The following is a 23,141-nucleotide window of genomic DNA, read 5'->3' on the forward strand; positions in this document are numbered from 1 at the left end:
CTCCGCCAGCTCGAAGTAATCCGGGTCCGGTTCGGGCTGCACGAACGGGACGGCGAACAGCTCGGGAAGAAGAACGATGCCGGCGCCGGGAGGCCTCCCGGAGGCACGACGCGGGCCATCGCCTCTGGATACGGGGCCTCTATCCCGTACGGCCGAGCCCGTACGACGAAGCGGCGGAGGACGCCTCGCGGGCGTCGAGAAGCTCCTCCCAGTGTTCCTGCGCCCAGGCGCACGCGGCGTTCATCGGTTCGAGCAGGCTGCGGCCGAGCGGCGTCAGCGCGTACTCGACCCTCTGCGCGGGATGAACGGTGCGCACGATCAGGCCATCGCGCGCGAGCGTCCGGAGCGACTGGGTGAGCACCTTCGCGGTGATGCCGCGCAGGGGGATCCGAAGCTCGGAGAACCGTCGCGGCCCGCCTTCGAGGCAGCGGATGATCATCCCTGCCCATTTGTCGCCGAAGCGGATGGGCGTGAGGTCGGACGGGCAGACCGGATCGAACATCTCCGGATCGAGGGGCTCTGTCACCCCTTCACGCTAGCTGGGGATCCCGCTGGGGACCACCGCCGGCCGTCGCGCCGGACCACGGGTGGCCGGGTATCCCGGTGGTAACCACCTGCCCGGTTAATCTCCCGGCAGCGGCCGGCGATCAGGTCCGGCCCTGGACACGAGGGGTTCCAATGAGCAGGATCATCGTCTTCGGTGCCGGCGGCAGGGGCGGCCGGGCGGCCGTCCACGAGGCCCTCCGGCGCGGGCACCAGGTCACCGCGGTCGTGCGCGACCCGGCCGGGCACGGTGACCTGGCCGCGGACGGTGTGCGGATCGTCGCCGGCGACGTCACGGACGCGAACGGTGTCGCGCGGCTCGCCGAGGGTCACGACGCCGCGATCAGCTCCGTCTACGACGCGGGCGCGGCGCACGACGTCTTCTTCGCCGACGCCGCCCGCGCCCTGCTCGACGGGCTGACGAGGGCGGGAGTGGCCAGGCTGCTGACGGTCGGCCTGGCGTCGGTGCTGGGGACCTCCTCGGGGACGCTCCTGATGGACACGCCCGGCTACCCGCAGGAGTACCGGTCGTTCTACCTGGGGCACGCGGCAGGAAACGAGGTGCTGCGCACCGCCCCCGCCTCGCTCGACTGGCTGGTCGTCAGCCCGGCCGGTGACTTCGACCACGGCGGCGCCCGTACCGGCCGCTACCGCGTGGCCCCCGCCGAGGCGGCCAGCCGCATCTCCTACGCCGACTTCGCGATCGCGCTGCTCGACGAGATCGACACCCCCGAGCACCACCGCACGCACCTCGGCGTCGAGGCGGCCTGATGAAAGAGGAGGTCGTCGACAGCCCGGACGAACGGGTGGCCCGGCACAGCCGAACGGCACACCCCCTGGTTGATCGTCGAGCGTACGGGACGACGCGTCCCCACCGGCGCCCCCCGCCGTGACCGGACGGCACGGCGGGGGGCGCCGGGTGGTCAGCGGGTCTCGCCGGTTCCGCTCGCGCGTTCCAGCACCTCCAGGACGGTCCCGGCGAGCAGCGCGATCTTGTAGTGGTTGCGGGCCGCCGGAGCGTACCGCGCGGCCGCCAGCCCGGCCGCCCGGTCGAGGGGCTCGCCCGCCAGGAGTGCCTCCTCGACCTCGGGCAGGCGTACGGGGACGCGGGCGACACCCCCCACGGCCACCCTGGCGAAGGTGATCCTCCCGTCGTCGACGCCCAGCCGCGCCGCGGCCTCCACCAGCGGCCACTCGGCCTCGGACCTGCCGATCGCACGGTGGTAGGCGGCCCGCTCCCCGGGCACGGGCGGCGGCAGGACGACGGAGGTGAGGATCTCCCCCACCTCCAGCAGGTGGTCCCGGGAGGGGTCCGAACCGTCTCCGTACAGGTCGGCGACGGGGAACGGGTCCCTGCCGTGCGTCTCGGCGGAGGCGTCGCAGGCCAGCAGGGCCACCGCCAGCGACGACGGGTGCGGCGCGACGCACGGGCCGCTGTCGAGGATCGCGGCGTTCGGGGAGAGCCCGGCGCGGGCCGGGCAGTGGTCGCCGCCGTTCTGGTGGCAGGAGAAGGCCGGGTTGCGGAAGTAGGCGCAGCGGTTGCGCTGCAGCAGGTTGCCCCCGACGGTGGCCACCTCGCGGATCTGGGGTGTGGCCAGACCCGCTGCCGTCAGCGCCAGGCAGGGGTGTGTGGCGCCGAGGCGCGCGTCGCGGGCCACCCGCGCGACCGTGGTGAGCGCGCCGATCCTGACGGAGCCGTCCGGCTGCCAGGTGACGCCGGACAGATCGGGCAGGCCGCGCAGGTCCACGTGCGGTCCGGCCGCGCGGCGGCCCATCAGGTCGGTGCCTCCGGCGCGGAACTCGCCCCCGCGCCGTACGGCCTCGCCGAGGTCGGTGAGTACGGTCATCGAACACCTTCCAGTGTGAGGCGGGGGGTGTGCTCCGGTGAGAGGGCCGTCGGCCGTCCCCTCCCGGGGTCCGGGTACGGGTCCGGCCGCGTCCGCGCGCAGGGGGTCAACGGGTGATCCCTTCGAGGAGCCGGTCGGGACGGATGGGCAGGTCGTGAGGGCGCCAGCCGGTGGCGTTGTGGACGGCGTTGCCCACCGAGGCGGCCACGCCGACCGTGGAGATCTCTCCGACCCCGACGCCGTTGCCGTTGACGTGGTCCCACCCGTCGCGGTGGAAGTGCACGGTGATCTCGGGGGTGTCGCCGATGCCGGGGATGCGGTAGTCGTCGAGGTTCGCGGTCAGCACGTTTCCGGTGACCGGGTCGACCAGCCGCTCCTCGTACAGGGCGTAGCCGATGCCCTGCACGACACCGCCCTCGCACTGGCTGCGTGCCGGCCGCTCGGCGTAGATGTGACCCGCCGCGATCCCGGCCCACACCCGAAGCGGCCTGACGGTGCCGAGGCGGGTGTCGACCTCGACCTCGGTGACGTGGACGGAACCGCTGAACCCCCGGCCGATCGCCATGCCGCTCATCGGGAACGGGGTGACGTAGCCGCGCCGGTCGCGGCGGCGTCCGCCCACGACCCTGGCGCCGTCGGTCAGGCCCAGCTTCCGCAGGCGCCGCGCGGCGTCGCGCGCGGCGGGGGCCACCGAGGCCGTGGTGCGGCTGCCGATCGAGCCCGGCCCGTGCACGGTGCCCGTCCTGCCGACCTCGACGCGGACGCGCTCGGCGGGCAGTCCAAGCTCCTCACATACGACGCCGGCGATGACGGTGCGGACGCCGGTCCCGATGTCCTGGGTCGCGGTCGAGGCCACGACCACGTCACCCTCGACACGCAGCTCCACCTCCGTGGCGGGGTCGAGCATGTAGAGCCAGTTGGCGGCGGCCACCCCGACGCCCCGGCGGAAACGCCCCGTCTGGGAGCCGGTACGCGGCCTGGACGTCCACTCGGGCAGGGCCGCGGCCAGGTCGTAGAGCGCGTGCCGTTTGCGGTTGCCGTCCCAGCGGCGCCGCAGCGCGATCGGGTCCTCGCCCCTGCGGTGGGCGGCCTCGTCCACCGCCTGCTCCAGCGCCCAGAGCATGGGCGGCGCCCCCGGCCCGCGGAACGGGGTGCCAGGCGGCTCGTTGGTGACCACGTCGTAGTCGCGGAGCCTGCGGGGCGCGGTGCCGTACACGAGGCGGGCCATCAGCGCGACGGACGACCCGATGGCCACGCCGCCGCGCCCGTGGACGTCCATGGTGAGGGCGGCGAGGTCGCCCCGGTCGTCGGTGAGCAGTTCGACGGTGGTGCGGGTGCCCGGGCGGTTGCCCGCGTCGGTGAGCTCCTCGGCCCGGCTGAGCACCACGCGCACCGGCGTGCCATGGGCCCGGGCGAGCTCGACGGCGGCGATCGTCTCGACGGTGACGCCGACCTTGGCTCCGAAACCGCCGCCGACGTGGTCGGCGGCGATGTGGACCCGCTCGACCGGCAGGTCCCACCGCTTGGCGGCCTGCTCGGCGGTGATGACCACGGTCTGGGTGGACAGGTGCAGGTGCAGGTCGCCCTCGGCATCCCAGCGGGCGACGCAGGCGTGCGGCTCCAGCGGGGTGTGGACCTGCACGGCGGTGGTGAACGTGCCGGTCACCAGGCGGGGGTCGGCGTCGCGCCTGGCGGCCTCGATCCGCTTGGCGGCGGTGCGCCCGCGCCAGCTCGCCCTGGTGAAGGGACCGCGCACGTTGCCGTTCCAGGCGCCGGGCAGTTCCATCCCCTCGCTGGAGCTGGGGACGTGCTTTCTGGACTCCTCGTCGTAGACGGGCGGGGCGTCCGGCGCGTCGTCGAGCGCGGCGGGCCTCGGCTCGTAGCCGATCTCGGCGGCCTCCGCGATCGCCAGCGCCTCGCGGCGGGTGGGGGCGGCGACGGCGGCGACGGGCTGGCCCGCGTAGCGGACGACGCGGTCGGGCGGCAGCAGGTCGACCACGTAGGCGGCGTCCACCGTGACCGAGGTGACGCGGGCGTGCGCCCTCGTGGAACGGATGACCACGCCTTCCAGCTGGCCTTCGAGGCGCACGTCGGTCGTGTATCGGGCGTGGCCCGCGACCTTGTCCATCGCCTCCACCCTGGCGGGCGTCCCCGCGGCGCCGTCGTGCTCTCCCCGGCAGGCGGCGGCGATCGCGGCGTAGATGCCCTCGTACGCGCCACACCTGCACAGATGACCGGCGAGGGCCGCGGCGATCCGCTCGCGCGGTGGCGCGACGTCGCCGTGCTCGGCGCGCCAGGCGTCGACGAAGGCCGCGCCCTCGACCGCGAACCCGGGCGTGCAGTAACCGCACTGCAGGCCGTCGTGGACGGCGAGGGCCCGCTGGACGGGGTGGTCGAGCCCTTCGGCGGTGGTGATCTCGCGCTCCTCCAGCGCGGCGGACGGCAGCAGGCAGCTCGCCTGGGGCACGCCGTCCACCATGACCGTGCACGCGCCGCAGACCCCGGTGCGGCAGGCGGCCTTGGCGCCGGTGAGGCCGAGACCGTCGCGCAGGACGTCCACGGCGGCGTCGTCGGGGCCGGCCTCCACCGTGGTGGGCAGCCCGTTTACCGTTATCTTCATAACTCTCCAGTTGACGTCGTCAACATTATGTTGACAGTGTCAACCAGATACGTTGACGTTGTCAACACAGCCCTGCCCGGAAAGGGGATCCACGTGGTGGACGGCACCAGGACCCGCCTGGTCGAGAGCGCGCTGAGACTGCTGCGCGAGGAGGGCCTCGACGCCGTGACGCTACGCGCCGTCGGCGACCTGGCCGGCCTGTCCCGTACGGCCCCCTACCGGCACTTCGCCGACAAGACCGCCCTGCTCGCGGCACTCGCCGTCCGGGTCATCACCGATCTCAGCGCGCACGTCGCCGCCGCGGTCCTGGCGGCCGAGACCCCCCGCGACCGGCTGCGGGCCTTCTACCTGAGCTACGTCGAGTACGCCGTCGCACATCCCGAGGAATACCGGCTGGTGTTCGCCTCGGAGTTCGTCGTCGGGCACCACCCGGATCTGGAGACGGCGATCGACCAGGTGATGACCGCGCTCGACATGGAGGGTCCCTGGGAGGGGCCGGTGCCCAAGGCCAGGGTGATGGCACTGTTCTCGACCGCCCACGGTCTCGCTGAGCTGGCGGTGGCGGGACAGTTCTCCCACAAGGGGATCGGATACTCCGACGTCGTCGACGTCCTGGTGAACCCCGGCGAACGGTGACGAGCGGCCGCAGACGGTCAGAGAGGGACGGTGTCCCTCGGGCCGCCGTCATGGGGGGCACCGGCCGGGGAGGGGTGCACGACGGACCGGCCGCCGCGCTCGGCGGCCCTCGCCACGTTGCGCAGCATCGGCCCGAAGACCAGGCTGTGGAAGGGCGCGACCGACCACCAGTAGAGGTGCCCGGCCAGGCCACGAGGGTGGAAGATCGCCCGCTGACCGTAGACGGTCTCCCCCCGGTACGTGAGCACCCGCATCTCCAGCCAGGCGAGGCCGGGCAGGCGCATCTCCGCGCGCAACCGCAGCAGGCGCCCCGGCTCGATCTCCTCGACCCGCCAGAAGTCGACGGAGTCGCCCACCCAGAGCCGCCGGGGATCGCGACGCCCTCTGCGCAGGCCCACGCCGCCGACCAGCCGGTCGAGCAGACCGCGCAGGCTCCAGGCCAGGGGCAGGGAGTACCAGCCCACCTCGCCGCCGACGGACTCGATCACCGCCCACAGAGCCTCGGGTGAGGCGTCGACCCGACGGGCCCGCGCGTCGACGTACAGGCTGCCGCCCGCCCAGTCGGGGTCGGTGGGCAGCGGGTCACTCGGCGCGCCGGGGGTGGAGGCCGAGGACCAGCGGGTGACGACCTTGGCCTCCTTGACGCGCTGGAGGGCGAGTTCGACCGCCCGCCTCAGCCCGATCAGCCCGCCCGGCGGGTCGTCGACGTAGCGGGCGATGTCGTGCTCGCCGCAGACGGCCTCGTTGCGCAGCGACTCCACCAGCGGGCGGGCCAGGCTCGCCGGAACCGGGGTGACCAGCCCCACCCAGTGGCTGGAGAGGCCGGGGCTCAGCAGCGGGACCGGGATGATCAGCCTGCGGGGCAGGCCGGCGACCTCCGCGTAGACCCGCATCATGTCGGCGTAGGTGAGCACGTCCGGGCCGCCGATGTCGAAGGAGCGGTTCACCTCCTCCTCGACGGAGGCCCAGGCCACGAGGTAGCGCAGCACGTCGCGGATCGCGATGGGCTGCGTCCTGGTGCCCACCCACCGCGGCGTCGTCATCACGGGCAGCCGCTCGGTGAGGTGGCGCAGCATCTCGAAGGAGGCCGAGCCCGATCCGATGATGACCGCGGCCCGCAGCACCACCGCGGGCACCGAGGAGCGCAGGAAGATCTCCCCCACCTCGACGCGGGAGCGCATGTGCGGCGAGAGCCTCTCGTCCGGCGCGAGGCCCCCGAGATAGACGACCCGGCGAACCCCGGCGCGCTCGCACGCGGCGGCGAAGGTGGTGGCCGCCTCGCGGTCGGCGGCGGCGAAGTCACTCCCCCCGCCCATCGTGTGGATCAGGTAGTAGACCACGTCGATGCCTTCCAGGGCCTTCGCCGCCTGCTCGGCGTCGGCCGCGTCGGCCTGGGCGACCTCGACCCGGGAGACCCACGGCTGGTCGCGCAGGCGGCCGGCCGACCTCACCATGCAGCGGACCTCGTGCCCCGCGTCCAGCAGTTCGGGAACGAGCCGCCCTCCGATGTATCCGGTCGCGCCGGTCACGAGACATCTCATGCGTACATTTTCGTACGGCGCCCCCCGGTGGTTGCGGCCGGACCCTTTCCTGTGCCGCGCACGGGCTCACCGCCCCCTTGGCCCGCCGTTTCCACGCGGCCGGGTTTCCCGCCGGCGTTTCCAGCCCGCCGTTGCCCCGCCGTCGTTCCGTGCCCGCTTCCGCTCAGAGCCTCGCTTGGAACCCCTCTCGGATCTCCAGGAGGATCTCGCGGGTGCGCGTGGCCGGCTCGGCCTCGATGCACAGGCGCTCCATGACCTCCAGGTAGCTGTCGACGTCGTCGCGCTTCTCCAGGTAGACGGCGCTGGTGAGCTGCTCCATGTAGACGATGTCCGGCAGGTCGGGCTGGGAGAAGCGCAGGATGCTGAAGGGGCCTCCGGCCGCGGCGTGGCCGCCGACGCTGAAGGGCACGATCTGGACGGTCACGTTGGGCAGTTCGAGCGCGCGCAGGATGTGGTCGATCTGCTCGCACATCGCCTCGGCCCCGCCGAGAGGGCGGCGCAGCACGGCCTCGTCCAGCACGGCCCACAGATGGGGCGGGTCCTGGCGGTGCAGCAGCCGCTGACGTGCCATGCGCAGTTTCACCCTGCGGTCCAGCTCCTCCGGGGAGGCCGAGGGGAAGCCCAGCCGGATGACGGCCCGCGCGTAGCCCTCGCTCTGCAGCAGGCCGGGAACGAACTGGACCTCGTAGTTGCGGATGCCGCTGGCCGACTCCTCCAGGCCCACGTACGTCTCGAACCAGGCGGGCAGCACGTCGTTGTAGTTGTGCCACCAGCCGGCGAGGTTGGCCTTCTCGACGAGGGAGAGGAACGGCTCACGATCGGCGTCGCTCGTCACCCCGTACAGGGTGAGCAGGTCGGACACGTCCCTGATCCGGAAGCTGACCCTGCCGAGCTCCATGCGACTGACCTTGGAGTGCGAGGCGCGGATGGAGTGCCCCGCCTCCTCCAGCGTGATGCCCCGCTGCTCGCGCAGGCGGCGGAGCTGTGCGCCCAGGACGATCCGCAGCACGGTGGAGCTTCCCCGCGGTGCGGCCATCGAGGTCGTGGGAGCCGTGGGAGCCGTGGGAGCCGCAGAGGCCGCAGAGGCCGCGGAGGTAGGACCGACCGGCCGACCGTCGGCGTTTGGCATGATCATCTGCAGTCCTTCGGGCGCGGAACGCGATCCTGCGCCCACTCTTTGTGGCGATCGCGAGCCTTCACGGTACTCCGCTCGCCACGCTCAGACCATAGAAGATTTTATCTTTCAATCACAGCGGCGGATCTTCAATTGATCAGGTCGTCGAACTCCCCGCTCTTCACCCCGCGGACGAAGTCGTCGGCCTCGCGGCGGGTGTAGATCAGCGCGGGGCCTTCGGGGTCGCGGGAGTTGCGCATCGCGACCCTGCCGTCGGGCAGTTCCGCGAGTTCCACACAGTTGCCGCTGGGGTTGCTGAAGTGGCTCTTGCGCCACATGACACCGTCCATCAGGGCGGCCGACATGCCGTTGTACAGCTGGTTCATCCTCGCCTCTCACTGACTGGGGAGGGAAACAACACTCCGAGTGTAGGGCTTTTTGTGCAGATGCACGTGCATCTGTACTTGCCTATGCACATTACGGAAGGCAAGATGGCAGACGGATCAACCTCGCCACATGATCGTCCCCTCCTCAAGGTCGCCGATGACTGGTTACCGAAGACGCGAAGCCACACCCATCCGAGCTGAGATCGGAGGGTGGGAACGGTGGTTGTCGATGCTTAATCACCTGCTCCCCCCGAGCGGCCTGCCCCCCTGGGCCGGTAGGGAGGACCACGCCGGCCAGTTACAGATGGCCGTCCGCAGCCTCCGTTACGACTCGTGCGCGGCGCGGACCGCCCGCGAGTTCACCACCAAGGCGCTGCGGGCCTGGGAGCTGGAGCCGCTGATCGACGACACCGGCATCGTGGTCTCCGAACTCGTGACCAACGCCGTACGCCACGGCACGCGAGGTGTCCCGCACGCCCGTTCCTTCCCCGAGGTCAGGGTGATCCTCTGCCACACCGAGCGCTCGGTGCTGTGCGCGGTCACCGACCCCAGCGACCAGGGCCCCTGTCTGCGCGAGCCCGACTACGAGGCGGAGAACGGCCGGGGACTCCAGTTGGTCGACGGTGTCAGCGAGACGTGGGGCTGGGCACCGCTGGAGAGCCGGGGCAAGGCGGTGTGGGCGGCCTTCGCCCTGCCCCCGGCAGGAGAACGCCACCTGGAAGCCTGCCACTGACGACACGCGAGAGCCCGTCACCGAAGGTCGAGTGCCGGGAAAGTTACCCGAGTGGAAGGAGGCTCCAGCAGAAAACACCTCACCCCGTGGGCAGAAGGTCGATAATGTCCGCTGGAACCGCATGCCGGACGGAGGACACCATGGCGTCGTCGCAACCTGAGCGCCTCAGGTTCGATCCCACGATCCCGAACGCGGGCCGGATATCGGACTACTTCCTGGGCGGCAAGGACAACTTCGCCAGCGACCGGGCCGCCGCGCAGGTGGCGCTCTCCATCGCCCCCGAGCTCCCCGCCATGTCGCGGGAAGGGCGCAGATTCCTCGACCGCGTCGTGCGCTTCCTGGTCGAGGCCGGCATCCGTCAGTTCGTCGACATCGGCTGCGGCCTGCCGACCCAGGGCAGCGTGCACCAGATCCTGCGCGGCCTCGCACCCGAGGCGCGGGTCGTCTACGTCGACAACGATCCGATGGTCGTCGTCCACGCCCAGGCCCTCCTGAAGGAGGACAGCCCGGCCATCGTCGTCGAGGCGGACATGCGCGACCCCGAGCGGCTCCTCGCGCATCCCGGCCTCACCGGCCTGATCGATCTCGACGAGCCCGTGGCGCTCCTGCTCTTCTCGGTCCTGGCCGACCTCCCCGACGACGTCGAGGCGACGCAGGCCGTCGCCGCCCTGCAGAAGGCCGTCGCGCCGGGCAGCTACATGGCCCTCTCCCACGCGGTCTCCGATCTGTGCCCGGACAGGACCGCGCGGCTCGCCGCCCTCTTCCAGGACAGCGGGTCGATCACCGGTCCCCGCCGTGCGAACCTGCGCACCAAGGCCGAGGTCGAACTCTTCCTCGACGGGCTGAGGCCGGTCGAACCGGGCGTCGTCTACATTCCCGACTGGCGGCCGGAGGGCGCGATACCGCACCGGCCGGATTCCGTCTGGGTCGTCGGCGGAGTCGCACGAAAAGAATAGGCTTTTTTGGGAAACAATCGAGTTTTGCCTGCATTCGCTGCGCCTCGGCACCTGTTCACGCGACGCGCGATTCTCTAATGTCGCAGGCAACAGCGGAGGTGAAACCTGTTGAACGACACGTCCCGGCGGCCGGGGGTAGGCCTGGACACCAGCGTTCCCAACATCGCCAGAATGCACGACTACTTCCTCGGCGGGAAGGACAACTTCGCCGCCGACCGCGAGGCGGCCGAGGAGGTGCTCGCCGTCGCGCCCGAGATCAGGACCATGACGCACGAGGCCCAGGCGTTCCTGCGCCGGATGGTGCGATATCTCGTCGAGCGAGGCATGACCCAGTTCGTCGTCATCGGCTCCGGTCTGCCCAACCGCCGCAACGTCCACCAGGTGGCCCAGGAGATCGTCCCCGACACGCGCGTGGTCTACGTCTCCAACGACCCCGTGGTGCTCTCCCACGCCCGCGCCACGCTCGCCACCAACCCGTACACCACCGCCGTCGAGGGTGACGTCCTGCACCCCCGCGAGTTGCTCACCGACCCGGAACTGCTGCGTCTGGTCGACCTGGAGCTACCGGTGGCCGTCCTGATCCTGTCAGCCCTGCAGTTCATCCCCGACGAGGACGACCCGCACAAGAGCGTGGCCATCCTTCGCGACGCGGTGCCGGTCGGCAGCCACTTCGGCATCGGCCACGTCGTCTTCGACACGCGGCCGGAGGCCAAGGGCCCGCTGGTCGAGATCTTCCAGCGGGTCCTCGGCCGCACCGAGGACGCCTCCCGGCGAAGCGATGAGGTGCTGCGCTTCTTCGACGGGCTGGAACTCGTCGATCCCGGCCTGGTCTACATCCGCCACTGGCACCCCGACAACCCGCTCACCGCGCAGGGCCGCGACAGGACGTGGACGATGGGCGGGGTGGCCCGCAAGGCCAAGGACTGACGAGGACCGGCCCCGCACGCGACCGGCGGATCCCTCCCACCGGCCTCCGGGAGACTCCGGGAGGCGGACCTAACCCGCGACCAGGAGGTCGTCGCGCTCCACGGCCTCCAACGAGAGCGTCTTGTAACCGACCTCGTCGAACAGCACGGTGATCCGGTCGCTCTCCCTGCTCATCACCATCCCCGGCCCCCAGGCGCTGTGCCGCACCCTGGCGTGCATCGCGAAGGGCCCCTCGCCCGCGGCCTCCGGCTCCTGGGGCAGGCCCGCACGGCAGGTGTCGCAGGCCTCGCAGCCGCGCTCGCGCGGCTCGCCGAAGTATTCGAGCAGGAAGCGGCGGCGGCAGCCCGTGGTCTCCGCGTACGCGCGCATCATGTCGATCCTGGAGTCGTCGATACGACGCCGGGTGTCGTCCAGCTCGACGGCGCGGGCCGCGGCCGCCTCGGGCTCGGGACCGCCGGACACCCGGCGCAGGTCGCCCTCGCCGGTGACCTCGATCGCGTTCGCCCGCTCCAGGAGGTTGACCAGCCGGGTGAGCCGGGTGGCGCCGACGTCGAGCAGGGTCCGCATCTCGCCCGCGGGTACGGTGCCGCCGTGCTCGTGCACCAGCGTGGCGACCCGTAGCAGCAGTTCCTCGTCGGCGCGTCCCCCGACGAAGAACCTGCGCAGCCCGAGGTCCTCGGAACGGTAGAAGAGCACCGCGGCGGCGGGCCCGCCGTCCCGCCCGGCCCGGCCGATCTCCTGGTAGTAGGAGTCGGGCGACTCCGGCGGGGCGGCGTGCAGCACGAACCGCACGTCCGGCTTGTCGATGCCCATGCCGAACGCCGAGGTCGCGACCACGACGTCCAGCTCGTCGTCGCGGAACATCTCGTGGATCCTGTGCCGCTCGGCCGCCTTCATCCCCGCGTGGTACGCCTCGGCCCTGCGACCGGCCTCGCGCAGCGCGGTGGCGTACTCCTCGGCGGCGCGGCGGGTGGCGACGTAGACCAGCCCGAGTCCTGAGCGGGACGCCGCGTCCTCCACCAGCGCCCGCCTCAGATCCTCCTGGGTGACGAAGCGGCGCACCTGTAGGTCGATGTTGGGCCGGTCGAAGCCCCGCACGATCTGGCGGACGTTCCTCAGCCCGAGGGCGGTGACGATCTCGTCGCGTACCGCGGGGGCGGCCGTGGCGGTCAACGCCACCACCGGCGGATGCCCCAGCTGCTCGATGACCTGGCCCAGCCTCAGGTAGTCGGGCCGGAAGTCGTGGCCCCACGCCGACACGCAGTGCGCCTCGTCCACGGCGATCAGCGAGGGACGCGCGGCGCGCAGCCGCTCGACCGTCTCCGGTTTCGCGAGTTGCTCGGGTGAGAGGAAGACGAACTCGGCCGCGCCCGCGCGTACGGCCTCCAGGGACGCCTCGCCACCGGACTGGGCGGAGTTGACCGCGACCGCCCCGCCCGCGTCGGCCTCGGCCAGCCCGGCGACCTGGTCACGCTGGAGGGCGATGAGCGGCGAGACGACGACGGTGGGCCCGTCGAGCAGCAGTGCCGGCACCTGGTAGACGGCCGACTTACCGCTGCCGGTGGGCATGACCACGAGGGCGTCGCCCCCGGCGAGCAGGTGACGCATGGCGTCGAGCTGCCCGGGGCGCAGGTCACGCCAGCCGAAGACCTCGCGGGCCACGGCACGCAGCTTCCGCGCCCTCGGCCCGAACCTGTCCTTGATGCTCATGCCCTCCGCCTTCCCGCCGTGTGACGGCCAGGTACCCGCGGATCGGGGCACTAGTCGCGCGACGTCCCCTCGATCGAAGGAGGGCGCGGGACGGGTACGGGCGGGAAGCGGGAGACACCGTGAGGGGCGCCCCGTCGCGGACACCCCTCCTTCGGCCGGATCGCGGCCCGGCCTGTCGGCCGTCAGATCGCGGCTCGGCCCACCGGGTCGCCCCGGGTCACCCCGGTCCGCCGTGTCAGGTCACCACGCCTGCCGCGTCGCGGCTCGGCCGGTCTGCCGGGCCACCGCGGACCGCTGTCGGGCCACTGTGGCGCCACTGTCGGGCCACTGTCGGGCCACTGTGGGCCGGTCGCGGTTCGGACCGCCGGGGCACGGCGGCTCTACCGGCCCGCCGGCATCGTGACGGCCGTCGCGGTCGTCGTGACCGCGACGGCCGTCACGGCCGCCGCGTGTTCACCGCCTTCGCCGCGGTCACTTCGGCATGAGCACCGTGTCGACGAGGTAGACGACGGCGTTGGAGGTCTGGATGTTGCCGCAGAGGACCTTGGCGTCGTCGACGGTGAAGTCCTCACCGGAGCCCTTCACGGTCAGTGTCCCTCCCTGCATCGTGGTCAGCGTGCCTTGGGTCAGGTCCTCGGGGGTCTTCTTCCCCTCGACGACGTGGTGGGTCAGGACCTTGGTCAGCTCCGCCTTGTCGGACAGGAGCTTGTCGAGCTTCTCCTTCGGAATCTTGGCGAACGCCTCGTTGGTGGGGGCGAACACCGTGATGTCCTTGGCGGAGTTGAGCGTCTCGGTCAGGCCGGCCTGCTCGATCGCCTGGGCCAGCGTGGAGAGGGAGGGGTTGGAGGCGGCGGCGGTGGCGACCGGCTGTGAGGCCATCTCGCTGAGGCTGCCCTCGCCGCTGGCGGGCAGGGACGCGCACCCGGGGCCGAACGGCTCCGTCATCATGCCCGAGGGTTCGGGCGAGGCGCCCTCGGTGGGCATGGTCGAGTCTGTCGGGACCGGTGTGGGAGAGGTGATCCACCCGTGGGCGGCGACCGCCTGCGCGGCGGGGGCTGCGGTCAGGGCGAGTACGGTCAGGGCCGATGCCAGAAGAGACTTCTGCTTCACGGTTTTCTCCTTGGTTGGGCGGATGAGCCATCCGGGTCCGTCGGCGGGTTCCCGAGCCACTCATGTCCTGTATTGGAGATCAATTCCCTGAGATTTGAGGCTAAATGCCCCACTAGAGGACTCTTGACCACATATCTCCCGAGAGAGATAGCTATTTTCCATTCGACGGGGCGTTAATCAAGGCCCTCCGCATCCCCCCTTAGAGTGGGAATCATGAGCCCGAAGATCGCAACCAACGAGGTCGTCTCCCGCGACCGGCTGCTGGATTTCCTCCGTGACCGCCACCGCGCGCTGGTCATCACCGCGCGGCGCGACGGCAGGCCACAGGCGTCCCCGGTGACCTGCGGCGTCGACGCCGAGGGCCGCATCGTGGTGTCCACCTACCCCGAACGCGCCAAGACCTCCAACGCCCGCCGTGACCCGCGGGTGAGCGTCGTGGTCCTGTCGGACGACTTCGACGGCCCCTGGGTGCAGGTGGACGGCACGGCCGAGGTCCTCGACCTGCCGGAGGCCCTCGAACCGCTCGTCGACTACTACCGGTCCATCTCCGGTGAGCACCCCGACTGGGACGAGTATCGAGCGGCGATGACACGGCAGGGCAAATCGCTGTTGCGCGTCACCCCGGAGCGCTGGGGCCCCATCGCCACCGGCGGCTTCCCCGCCCGGCTGGCCTGAGGGCCTGGCGCCCGGACAGGCCCTCAGGCCAGGCTGCACTGCCCGGCCGCGTTGCGGTCGATCGACTCAACCGGACAGGCCCTCAGGCCCTCAGGCCGGGCGGGCCCCCTGGACCGGTCTGTCGGCCAGGAGACGACCTCCAAGGATCACCTCAGGTCGGCCAGGACGGCCTCGGCCGCCCTGCGCCCCGAGACCAGGGCCCCCTGCTGCGAGCCGGTGTCGCGGTGGTCTCCACAAACGTAGCGGCCCGGCGCGAAGCGCACCGGGCGCCGCAACGAGAACGGCGGCACCATCGCGGGCAGCGCCTCCTTGACGGCGTACGTCGCCAGATGGTCCCAGTTCGAGGTGTCCGTCCCGTAGATCTGTGAAAGCCGTGCCCTGACCCGGGGCTCGTCCGCGTCGGAGAGGACTCCCAGCACCGACGTGGAGACCAACGCCCGGCTCGGCGGCGCGTACGCGGGCGCGGCGTCGCTGATGACCAGGGTGTCGGTGATGTGGCCCTCCGCGTCGACGATCTGCGTGGGGTCGTCCATGGGCGAGCGGGAGGCCGCGTGGTAGAAGGTCGTCACCGAGCGCATCGCCGGAGTCTCCAGCCCCGGATAGAGTGCGGCCGCCATGGCGGGGTCGGTGGCCACCACCACCGCGCGGGCCTGGATCGTCTCGCCCCCGGCCGTCTCCACCCCCTCCTCGGTCACGGCGAGGACCGGGGTCTCCAGCGCGAGCGCCCCCGGAGGAAGGCGTCCGGCGAGCTGCCGGGTGATCTCTCCCATGCCGAGCGCGGGCACCCCGACCGTTCCCCGGGCGAAGGCGCGCCAGATGAGGTGGAAGAAACGGCTGGAGGTCTCCAGTTCCCGCTCCAGGACGACACCGGAAAGGAACGGGCGGATCAGTTTCTCGACCATCCTCGGTGAGACGCCCCAGTGCCGCAGTTCCTCGCGCGTGGTGCGTTCGCGCCCGTCGCGCAGCCGGCTCACCGGCAGCAGGAGGTCCCGTGCGGTCAGCGCCGCCAGGGCTGCCTTGTCTCGCGGAGAGCCCACGTCGGCGAGGAGCCCGCTGAGCGCCTGACCCGGGTGGCGCCAGGGCAGCATGAACCGCTCCCGCCGCCCTCCCTCGAAGGAGATCAGGCCGGACGGGATCGGGCGCAGGTCCAGGGCTCCGATGTCGAGGACCCGCGCGGCCTCCGGGTAGGCGGTGTTGAAGACCTGGAAGCCGCGGTCCAGCCGGAAGCCGTCCACGACGTCGGTGCGCACCCGCCCGCCCGCCTCGTCCGCCGCCTCGACGACGCGGACCTCCACTCCCGCCGAACGCAGCCGCAGGGCGCATGCCAGACCGGCGAGACCCGCACCGACGATCACCACCGTGTCCGGCATGACGCACCCCCTCACGTCGACGGCGGCACGAAACCTCAGGGAGTCCGTGGAACCCCTCGGGTGAGGGGATCCGCCGTCCTTGTCTTCGAGCGGCGGGCGCCGGGGGTTGCGCCCGCCGATCCGTTCGTCGTACGACCTACCCCAGCTTCACGGTGATCTCGCCTCCGAGCTGGAAACCTCCGGTCAGTTCCAGGTCGTCACCGCTCCAGAAACGGCCGGGGTCGTACCAGTTCGGCCGCCGCCCTCCGGGCAGCAGTCCCATGGCCTCGTACGTGACCGCGACGACCTCCGCGCAGTAGGCGCTCTCCAGGGCGCTCTCCTCGGTGCCCCGCTTGAGGATCCTGGGCACCCGCCCCTTCATCCAGCGGCCGGCGAGCCTGGCCGTCGAGGGGAAGGGCGTGCCGTCCAGCCGGGCGACGGTGCGCAGGACGGCGTCCTCCATCTCGGGGGGTGCCTGCGGCTCCAGCTGTCTCAGCCAGCCGCGCTGGCCGTATCTGGTGGCCCAGACCGTCACCGCCTCGCGCAGGTCGTGCAGCTGGACGCCGCGCTGGTGGGTTCCCGACCACAGGTCGGGCAGGGAGCGACCCAGTTCGGCGTGCCACATCAGGGGCGGCATGTCGTCGATGACGACCGACATGCCGACGTGGTTGACGGGGCTGTTCGTCATGGTCTGGATCGCTCGATCGGGCACCGTTCGACCGCGGAACAGCCACACGTCGCCGGTGCGGGTCAGGTTGACGGCCTCATCGAGGCTGATGCTCTTGCCGGACATTCCGATAGCGTAGGCACATGCGATGGTGGAAGATACTCGGTCTGGCGGGTGTGGCGGGCGTCGCGGCCACGGGAGTCGTGATCGCGCGGGCCGAGCGCCGCCGGCAGGCGTACACCCCGGAGGAGATCCGCGCCCGCCTTCGCGCCCGCCTGGAGGAGTCCTCCGGCGAGCTCTCCCGGGATTCCGCCGAGCCGGTTCCCAGGTCCGTCGGCCCCGCCGACCAGGCTCCCTGACTTCACGCCCTGTCCCGAGGCACCCTCCCCGCCGCCCGGGCCGGACACCCGGAGTCCGGCGGCGGCGCGCCTGAGTCGCTGCCGTGCCTCAGACGTCCGGCAGCGGCTCAGGCCGCGCCGCGCGGGGGCGAGCCGTCGTCGCCGTCGCCCTCGGGGGCCGTTTCCCGGGCGAGTAGCGCGCGGGGGCGGGCCGCGAGACGGCCCGCCCCCGTCCTGCGACCGTCAGTCGAACCGGATCGCGGCGGGGTCCCACCCCTCGGGCAGCGGTGCGGGCACCGGGCAGGTGCTGCCGACCTCCACGAACTCGCCCCGCTCCGCGGACTCCGCGATGGCGATCATCGTGTCGAGGACGTGCAGGCCGAGTTCGCCGGTGGTCCGGTGGGGCCTTCCCTCACGGATGGCCTGGGCCATGTCGAGCACGCCCAGGCCGCGACCGGCCTCGGTGCCCTTGATGGGAACCGGCGTCCACTCCTCGTCGGTGGCCCGGCGCAGCCGGACCTCACCGCCGAAGGTGTTGGGATCGGGCACCTCCATGGTCGCCTCGGTACCGGTGATCTCGACGAACCCGGTGCGTCCCAGCGGCGAGTCGAAGCTGAAGACGAGCGTGGCGGCCTGACCCGCGGCGAACTCCAGGAGCGTGGTCGTGTGGGTGGGCACCGCCACGGGAATACGCGTCCCCGCCTTGGGGCCGGAGCCGACGACCCGTTCGTCCCTCGCCCTGCGGCTGACCGCGGCGACCCGCGCCACCGGGCCGAAGAGGGTCACCAGGGTCGTCAGGTAGTAGGGACCCATGTCGAACAGCGGCCCGGCCCCGGGCTGGAAGAAGAACTCGGGGTTCGGGTGCCAGACCTCGGGACCCGGTGTCTGGAACAGGGTGAGGGCGGTGAGCGGGGTGCCGATGGCCCTCTCGGAGACGAGCCTGGCCGCGGTCTGCAGCCCCGCGCCCAGGAAGGTGTCGGGGGCGCTGCCCAGGAGCACCCCCGCCGCCGTGGCGGCCTCGACGAGCCGCGCGCCGGACTCCCTGTCCACGGTGAACGGCTTCTCGTTGTAGACGTGCCGCCCGGCCAGGACGGCGGCGAGCGCCACCTCGGCGTGCGCGGCCGGGATCGTGAGGTTGACCACCAGCTCCACGTCGGGGTGCGAGATCGCCTCCTGCGGGGAGGTCGCCACCGGTACGCCGTAGCGCGCGGCGACCTCCTCGGCACGGGCCAGGTCCAGGTCGGCGCACGCCACCACGCGCACGCCGGGGAAGGTGGTGAGGTTACCCAGGTACTGGTGGCTGATGTTGCCGCACCCGACGATCGCCACCCCGAGCGGGCCGGTCATGCGCTCACCCGCCCGGCGGCGACGAGACCGGTCAGGTAGGCGTGGCTGTCGTCCAGCGCCTGGAGCATGTCGGTGGCGCAGTGGTCGAGCTCCACGATCCGCACCGCGTCCGGCGCGGTGTTCAGCGCGTCCACGATGGGCACCTGGCCGGCGCCGACCGCGGTCATCGGGCCCTCCTGGGTGGCGGGGCCGTCCTTGACGTGCAGGTGGCTCACCCGCTCGCCCAGCCGGGTCAGCAGCCCCGAGGGGTCGACCCCGCCGGTCGCCGCCCAGTAGAGGTCGACCTCCAGCAGCACCGAGGGGTCCAGCAGCTCCGCCAGCACCTCCAGCGCGGGACGGCCGTCCACCCGCTGTTCCAGTTCCCACCAGTGATTGTGGTATCCGAGTCGCAGCCCGTGGTCGGCGGCCTCACGGGCCGCCTCGCCGATGTTCCTCGCCGCCAGCTCGACACCCTCCCTGTCGGCGAACCACTCGGCGGGGGCGGCGGGGACGATGACGGTCCGCGCGCCGACCGCGACGGCCCCGGCGAGCGAGGACGCGCGCCGCTCGTCGAGAAGCGGGGCGTGAACGCTGCACACCGAGAGCCCGGCCTCCTCCAGATCCTCGCGCAGACCTCCCGGATCGAGATGCGCGTCGAACGGCTCGACCGCGTCGTACCCCATGCCGGCGATGCGGCGCAGCACGGCGCGGCGATCGACGGCCGCCTGTTCGCGTACGGAGTACAGCTGGACGGCGAGTGAGCTCATCAGTTCTCCTTAGGCGTGGACACCTCCGCCTGCGGGCGAAGGAGAGAACGCGGCTTCCTACCCCGCGACGGGGAGGACCAGGGCCGCGGCGCCGTACAGGCCGGCGTCGCGTTCCAGGGAGGTCCGTTCGACGGTCAGGCGGCGCAGGAAGGCGAGGCCGGCCCGTTTGGCGACCGCCTGGCGCAGCGGGGCGAGCAGGGTCTCCCCCGCCCCGGACACGCCGCCCCCGATGACGACGTCGTCGATGTCGAAGAGCGCCGCCGTGGTGAGGATCGCCACGGCCAGCGCGTCGGCGGCCCGCTGGAAGGCCAGCTGGGCGGCGGGCACGCCGCGCGCGGCGTCGGCCGAGAGCGCGCGGGCGTCCGGGCGCGCACCGGGAGCGCTCCAGCCGTTCGCCAGCGCCCAGCGGACCATGCTCGGGCCGCTCGCGATCGTCTCCAGGCAACCGGTCGCCCCGCAGGGGCAGAGCTCTCCGTCGCGGTCCACGATGATGTGCCCGATGTGTCCGGCGTTTCCCGTAGGTCCTACGTACGGCGTCCCGTCGAGGACGAGGCCCCCGCCCACACCGGTGGACACCACGATGCCCAGCAGGGCGCGGGAGCGCGAGTGCCCGCCCCGCCACCACTCCCCCAGTGCCATGCACTGCGCGTCCCCCGCGAGGGCGACGGGGAGGCCGGGAAGGAGCTCGCTCACCGCGCCGACCAGGGGGAAGCCCCGCCAGGCGGGGATGTTGACCGGGCTGACCGTGCCGGCGACGGCGTCGAGAGGGCCTGCGGAGCCGATCCCGATCCCGGCCAGATCTCGGGTGTCATCGACGCCGACGGCGGCGTCTGCGGGGCGATCGTCCCGGGTACCACGGATGTCGTGGACGAGCGAGACCAGTGTCGCCTCGGGGTCCCGGCCGACCGGCACCTCCACCCTGCGTGTCACGGTCCCGTCGGGCCTGACCAGCGCCGCGGCGAACTTGGTGCCGCCGATGTCGATCGCGAGGGCGGTCACCGGCCGGCCCGCCCGGCATGCCGGGGCGCGACTGGAGGGCAGGTGACCATCGGTGCCACCGCGCGGCTGTGCAAGGGGATCCTCCGCTGATCGATGCCACAAAGGGTACTTTTCCCAAGTGACCGGGCAAACAGGCTGAAGGTACGACGGTAATGACAACGTTGTCAACGGTATACGGGGAGCACGGAGCCACCGGTTCACCCCAGGCCCTCATGAGTTGTGCAGCCTTATCCGATTTAAGGGCAGATACGGTTAGCCCAGGTGTGATGTGAGGAGACTGCGATGACGCACGAACACGCGGGACAGCCCGCCAGGCCGTCCGATCTGGTCGACGTGGCCCGCCTGGTGACCTCTTACTACGCCCTGCATCCCGACCCGGGTGAGATCGGCCAGCGGGTGGCGTTCGGGACGTCGGGACACCGGGGCTCCTCGCTGAACGTCGCCTTCAACGAGGACCACATCCTCGCGACCAGCCAGGCCATCGTGGAGTACCGGGCCGCGCAGGGGGTCGACGGCCCACTGTTCCTGGGCGCCGACAGCCACGCGCTGTCGGAACCGGCCACGGTGTCGGCGCTGGAGGTCTTCGCGGCCAACGGGGTGACGGTCATGATCGACAGCCGGGACGGCTACACCCCGACCCCCGCGGTCTCCCACGCGATCCTGGCCCACAACCGGGGACGTTCCTCGGCGCTTGCCGACGGCGTGGTGGTGACCCCCTCGCACAACCCGCCCGGCGACGGCGGCTTCAAGTACAACCCGCCGCACGGCGGCCCCGCCGACACCGACGCCACCTCCTGGATCCAGGACAGGGCCAACGCGCTGATCGCCGACGGGCTGAAGGAGGTCAGGCGGATCCCGTACACCCGGGCGCTGGCCGCCGACACGACCGGCCGGTACGACTTCCTCGGCCACTACGTGGACGACCTGCCCTCGGTGCTGGATCTCGACGCCGTCCGGGAGGCGGGGGTGCGCGTCGGCGCCGACCCGCTGGGCGGGGCGAGCGTCGCGTACTGGGGGGAGATCGCCGAGCGGCACCGGCTGGACCTGACGGTGATCAACCCGCTCACCGACCCGACGTGGCGGTTCATGACGCTGGACTGGGACGGCAAGATCCGGATGGACTGCTCGTCGCCGTACGCGATGGCCTCGCTCATCGCCAACCGTGACGCCTTCGACGTCTCCACGGGCAACGACGCCGACGCCGACCGGCACGGCATCGTCACGCCCGACGGGGGGCTGATGAACCCCAACCACTACCTCGCCGTGGCGATCTCCTACCTCTACTCCCACCGGCCGGGCTGGCCCGCCGGTGCCGGGGTCGGCAAGACGCTGGTGAGCAGCGGCATGATCGACCGGGTGGCCGCCGACCTGGGCAGGCCGCTGATGGAGGTCCCCGTCGGGTTCAAGTGGTTCGTGCCCGGCCTGCTGGACGGCTCGCTGGGCTTCGGCGGCGAGGAGAGCGCCGGGGCGTCGTTCCTGCGGCGCGACGGCTCGGTGTGGACCACCGACAAGGACGGCATCATTCTGGCATTGCTCGCCTCGGAGATCATCGCGACCACGGGCCGTTCACCGAGCGAGCACTACGGCGACCTGGTGTCCAGGTTCGGCGACCCCGCCTACGCCCGCGTCGACGCCCCCGCGACCCGGGAGGAGAAGGCGGTGCTCGCCAGGCTCTCGGCCGAACAGGTCACCGCGGGCAGCCTCGCCGGCGAGGAGATCACCCAGGTGCTGACCTCGGCCCCCGGCAACGGCGCGGCCCTCGGCGGGCTCAAGGTCTCCACCGAGAACGCCTGGTTCGCCGCCCGCCCCTCGGGCACCGAGGACGTGTACAAGATCTACGCCGAGTCCTTCAAGGGCCCCGAGCACCTGAAGCGGGTGCAGCAGGAGGCACGCGACCTGGTCTCGGCCTCCCTGGGCTGACGGCGACGGCGGCGGCATACGCCCGGCGGGCGCGTCCGGGGAGGGGTGCCCGGCGGGCGCCCCTCCCCGGACGAAAGCGGGCGCGGCCTCAGGTGAACATGCGCCAGGCGGCGGGCAGGACCGTCCAGCGGCGCCGGGTGATCCGGCCGGTCAGCTCGCCGTCGGCGTTCACCGGGACGGAGTCGCCCTCCACGGTCACCTCCCCGCCACGGGTGGTGATCACGTCGCGCAGGCCGGGATGGGTTCCCCTGCGCAGCCGGAGGGCGTAGGCGAGCCTGTCCAGCGGTCCGGTCGTCAGCGAGACGACGACGTCGGCCCTGCCGTCGTCGGGCCTGGCCCGGGGAGCCAGCGGGGTGCCGCCGCCGATGGTGAGGCCGTTGCCGATCCCCACCATGAGCACCCGGCGCCCGTCACCGACGGGGCGGCCGTCCACGGTGACGCGCAGCCGCCAGCCGGGGCTTCGCACACCGGCGAGCAGCGCTCCCGCCGCGTAGGCGAGCCGCCCGAGCACCGGCTTGAGCGGCGTCGCGTCCTCGGACGCCTCGGCGCCGATACCGAGGTGGACCATGTTGACGACGACCCCGTCCTCGTCGTCCACCAGCAGGTCGAGCGACTGCGGCCGGCCCGCGAGCACGACGCGGGCGGCGACCGGCGGGTCCAGCGGGACGCCCAGGCCGCGGGCGAAGTCGTTGCCCGTCCCCAGCGGGACAAGCCCCACCGTACGGGCCTCCAGCTCGCCGCGCCGGTGCAGGGCGGCGACCACCACGTGCAACGTGCCGTCGCCGCCCAGCACGACCACGTCCCTGCCCGGGCAGGAGTCGAGCATCTCGTCCAGGTCCTTCTTACCGGCGGGCGCCTCGATCACGTCGGCGCCACCGGCGCGCAGCGTTTCGAGTGCGACGGTCCTGGCCTTCTCGTCGGCGCTCCCCGCGCTCTCGTTGTAGATCGCCAGCAGCTCGGCCATGTCGTTCCTCCAC

The 23,141-nt window shown here is 72.1% G+C and carries 22 protein-coding genes; 8 read left to right on the plus strand and 14 right to left on the minus strand.

What is annotated here, in order from left to right; translation table 11 throughout:
* Positions 1–139: 139 nt before the first annotated feature.
* Entirely contained in the window at positions 140–526 is a 387-nt protein-coding gene (locus AB0B90_RS07780; RefSeq protein WP_350946229.1) for a helix-turn-helix domain-containing protein, read from the minus strand.
* A 152-nt stretch (positions 527–678) separates the two neighbouring features.
* On the opposite strand from AB0B90_RS07780, the gene AB0B90_RS07785 reads away from it, so the two are divergent.
* Positions 679–1,314, plus strand: a complete 636-nt coding sequence (locus tag AB0B90_RS07785) for an NAD(P)H-binding protein (protein ID WP_350946230.1) — start codon at positions 679–681, stop codon at positions 1,312–1,314.
* Between the two features lie 152 nt (positions 1,315–1,466).
* On the opposite strand, the gene AB0B90_RS07790 is transcribed toward AB0B90_RS07785, so the two are convergent.
* On the minus strand, positions 1,467–2,390 hold the full coding sequence (locus AB0B90_RS07790; protein ID WP_350946231.1) for an FAD binding domain-containing protein: 924 nt from the start codon (positions 2,388–2,390) through the stop codon (positions 1,467–1,469).
* Positions 2,391–2,496: 106 nt separating this feature from the next.
* Positions 2,497–5,010 carry a molybdopterin-dependent oxidoreductase gene (locus tag AB0B90_RS07795; RefSeq protein ID WP_362921497.1) on the minus strand — a complete coding sequence of 838 codons (2,514 nt, stop codon included), beginning with the start codon at positions 5,008–5,010 and terminating at the stop codon, positions 2,497–2,499.
* A 36-nt stretch (positions 5,011–5,046) separates the two neighbouring features.
* On the opposite strand from AB0B90_RS07795, the gene AB0B90_RS07800 reads away from it, so the two are divergent.
* Complete coding sequence (locus AB0B90_RS07800; protein ID WP_350946233.1) at positions 5,047–5,646, plus strand: TetR/AcrR family transcriptional regulator; 600 nt, start codon at positions 5,047–5,049, stop codon at positions 5,644–5,646.
* Positions 5,647–5,663: 17 nt separating this feature from the next.
* Here the strand turns inward: AB0B90_RS07800 and AB0B90_RS07805 are convergent, their stop codons facing one another.
* The 3 genes from AB0B90_RS07805 to AB0B90_RS07815 form a co-directional block, all read right to left on the minus strand.
* On the minus strand, positions 5,664–7,187 hold the full coding sequence (locus AB0B90_RS07805; protein WP_362921500.1) for an SDR family oxidoreductase: 1,524 nt from the start codon (positions 7,185–7,187) through the stop codon (positions 5,664–5,666).
* Between the two features lie 163 nt (positions 7,188–7,350).
* A complete protein-coding gene (locus AB0B90_RS07810; protein WP_350946235.1) occupies positions 7,351–8,223 on the minus strand; it encodes a helix-turn-helix transcriptional regulator in 873 nt (290 codons plus the stop codon).
* 227 nt (positions 8,224–8,450) lie between these two features.
* Complete coding sequence (locus AB0B90_RS07815) at positions 8,451–8,687, minus strand: DUF397 domain-containing protein (RefSeq protein WP_350946236.1); 237 nt, start codon at positions 8,685–8,687, stop codon at positions 8,451–8,453.
* Between the two features lie 229 nt (positions 8,688–8,916).
* Here AB0B90_RS07815 and AB0B90_RS07820 point away from each other — a divergent pair, with 229 nt between their 5' ends.
* From AB0B90_RS07820 to AB0B90_RS07830, 3 genes are all read left to right on the plus strand, one after another.
* On the plus strand, positions 8,917–9,420 hold the full coding sequence (locus AB0B90_RS07820) for an ATP-binding protein (protein WP_350946382.1): 504 nt from the start codon (positions 8,917–8,919) through the stop codon (positions 9,418–9,420).
* A 140-nt stretch (positions 9,421–9,560) separates the two neighbouring features.
* Entirely contained in the window at positions 9,561–10,376 is an 816-nt protein-coding gene (locus AB0B90_RS07825; protein ID WP_350946237.1) for an SAM-dependent methyltransferase, read from the plus strand.
* A gap of 108 nt (positions 10,377–10,484) precedes the next feature.
* Complete coding sequence (locus AB0B90_RS07830) at positions 10,485–11,303, plus strand: SAM-dependent methyltransferase (RefSeq protein ID WP_350946238.1); 819 nt, start codon at positions 10,485–10,487, stop codon at positions 11,301–11,303.
* Positions 11,304–11,372: 69 nt separating this feature from the next.
* Here AB0B90_RS07830 and AB0B90_RS07835 read toward each other — a convergent pair whose 3' ends face one another.
* Positions 11,373–13,013 (minus strand): ATP-dependent DNA helicase RecQ, encoded by a 1,641-nt coding sequence (locus AB0B90_RS07835; RefSeq protein WP_350946239.1) that lies wholly within the window; start codon positions 13,011–13,013, stop codon positions 11,373–11,375.
* Positions 13,014–13,484: 471 nt separating this feature from the next.
* Positions 13,485–14,123 carry a fasciclin domain-containing protein gene (locus AB0B90_RS07840; RefSeq protein ID WP_350946240.1) on the minus strand — a complete coding sequence of 213 codons (639 nt, stop codon included), beginning with the start codon at positions 14,121–14,123 and terminating at the stop codon, positions 13,485–13,487.
* A gap of 213 nt (positions 14,124–14,336) precedes the next feature.
* On the opposite strand from AB0B90_RS07840, the gene AB0B90_RS07845 reads away from it, so the two are divergent.
* Complete coding sequence (locus AB0B90_RS07845; protein WP_350946241.1) at positions 14,337–14,798, plus strand: PPOX class F420-dependent oxidoreductase; 462 nt, start codon at positions 14,337–14,339, stop codon at positions 14,796–14,798.
* Between the two features lie 146 nt (positions 14,799–14,944).
* Here the strand turns inward: AB0B90_RS07845 and AB0B90_RS07850 are convergent, their stop codons facing one another.
* Positions 14,945–16,168: an NAD(P)/FAD-dependent oxidoreductase gene (locus tag AB0B90_RS07850; RefSeq protein ID WP_350946242.1), complete on the minus strand. Its 1,224-nt coding sequence runs from the start codon at positions 16,166–16,168 to the stop codon at positions 14,945–14,947.
* A gap of 136 nt (positions 16,169–16,304) precedes the next feature.
* The gene (locus AB0B90_RS07855; protein WP_350946243.1) at positions 16,305–16,940 is read right to left on the minus strand and encodes a hypothetical protein; all 636 of its coding nucleotides are present in this window, start codon (positions 16,938–16,940) and stop codon (positions 16,305–16,307) included.
* Between the two features lie 17 nt (positions 16,941–16,957).
* Between AB0B90_RS07855 and AB0B90_RS07860 the strand changes: the two genes are divergently transcribed.
* The gene (locus tag AB0B90_RS07860; RefSeq protein ID WP_350946244.1) at positions 16,958–17,173 is read left to right on the plus strand and encodes a hypothetical protein; all 216 of its coding nucleotides are present in this window, start codon (positions 16,958–16,960) and stop codon (positions 17,171–17,173) included.
* 222 nt (positions 17,174–17,395) lie between these two features.
* Here the strand turns inward: AB0B90_RS07860 and AB0B90_RS07865 are convergent, their stop codons facing one another.
* Genes AB0B90_RS07865 through AB0B90_RS07875 form a run of 3 tightly spaced genes read right to left on the minus strand, consistent with a single transcriptional unit; the run spans position 17,396 to position 20,244 of the window.
* Positions 17,396–18,499, minus strand: coding sequence for a Gfo/Idh/MocA family oxidoreductase (locus AB0B90_RS07865; RefSeq protein ID WP_362921504.1), 1,104 nt, complete (start codon positions 18,497–18,499; stop codon positions 17,396–17,398).
* A complete protein-coding gene (locus tag AB0B90_RS07870) occupies positions 18,496–19,245 on the minus strand; it encodes a sugar phosphate isomerase/epimerase (protein ID WP_350946246.1) in 750 nt (249 codons plus the stop codon). The genes AB0B90_RS07865 and AB0B90_RS07870 overlap by 4 nt, the downstream gene beginning before the upstream one ends.
* A 57-nt stretch (positions 19,246–19,302) precedes the next feature.
* A complete protein-coding gene (locus AB0B90_RS07875; protein ID WP_362921507.1) occupies positions 19,303–20,244 on the minus strand; it encodes an ROK family protein in 942 nt (313 codons plus the stop codon).
* Positions 20,245–20,526: 282 nt separating this feature from the next.
* Here AB0B90_RS07875 and pgm point away from each other — a divergent pair, with 282 nt between their 5' ends.
* Positions 20,527–22,164 (plus strand): phosphoglucomutase (alpha-D-glucose-1,6-bisphosphate-dependent), encoded by a 1,638-nt coding sequence (pgm, locus tag AB0B90_RS07880; RefSeq protein ID WP_362921509.1) that lies wholly within the window; start codon positions 20,527–20,529, stop codon positions 22,162–22,164.
* An 88-nt stretch (positions 22,165–22,252) separates the two neighbouring features.
* Here the strand turns inward: pgm and AB0B90_RS07885 are convergent, their stop codons facing one another.
* Positions 22,253–23,128, minus strand: a complete 876-nt coding sequence (locus tag AB0B90_RS07885; protein WP_362921511.1) for a diacylglycerol kinase family protein — start codon at positions 23,126–23,128, stop codon at positions 22,253–22,255.
* Positions 23,129–23,141: the final 13 nt, after the last annotated feature.

The organism is Streptosporangium sp. NPDC049078 (assembly GCF_040648855.1).
Classification (GTDB): Bacteria; Actinomycetota; Actinomycetes; order Streptosporangiales; family Streptosporangiaceae; genus Streptosporangium.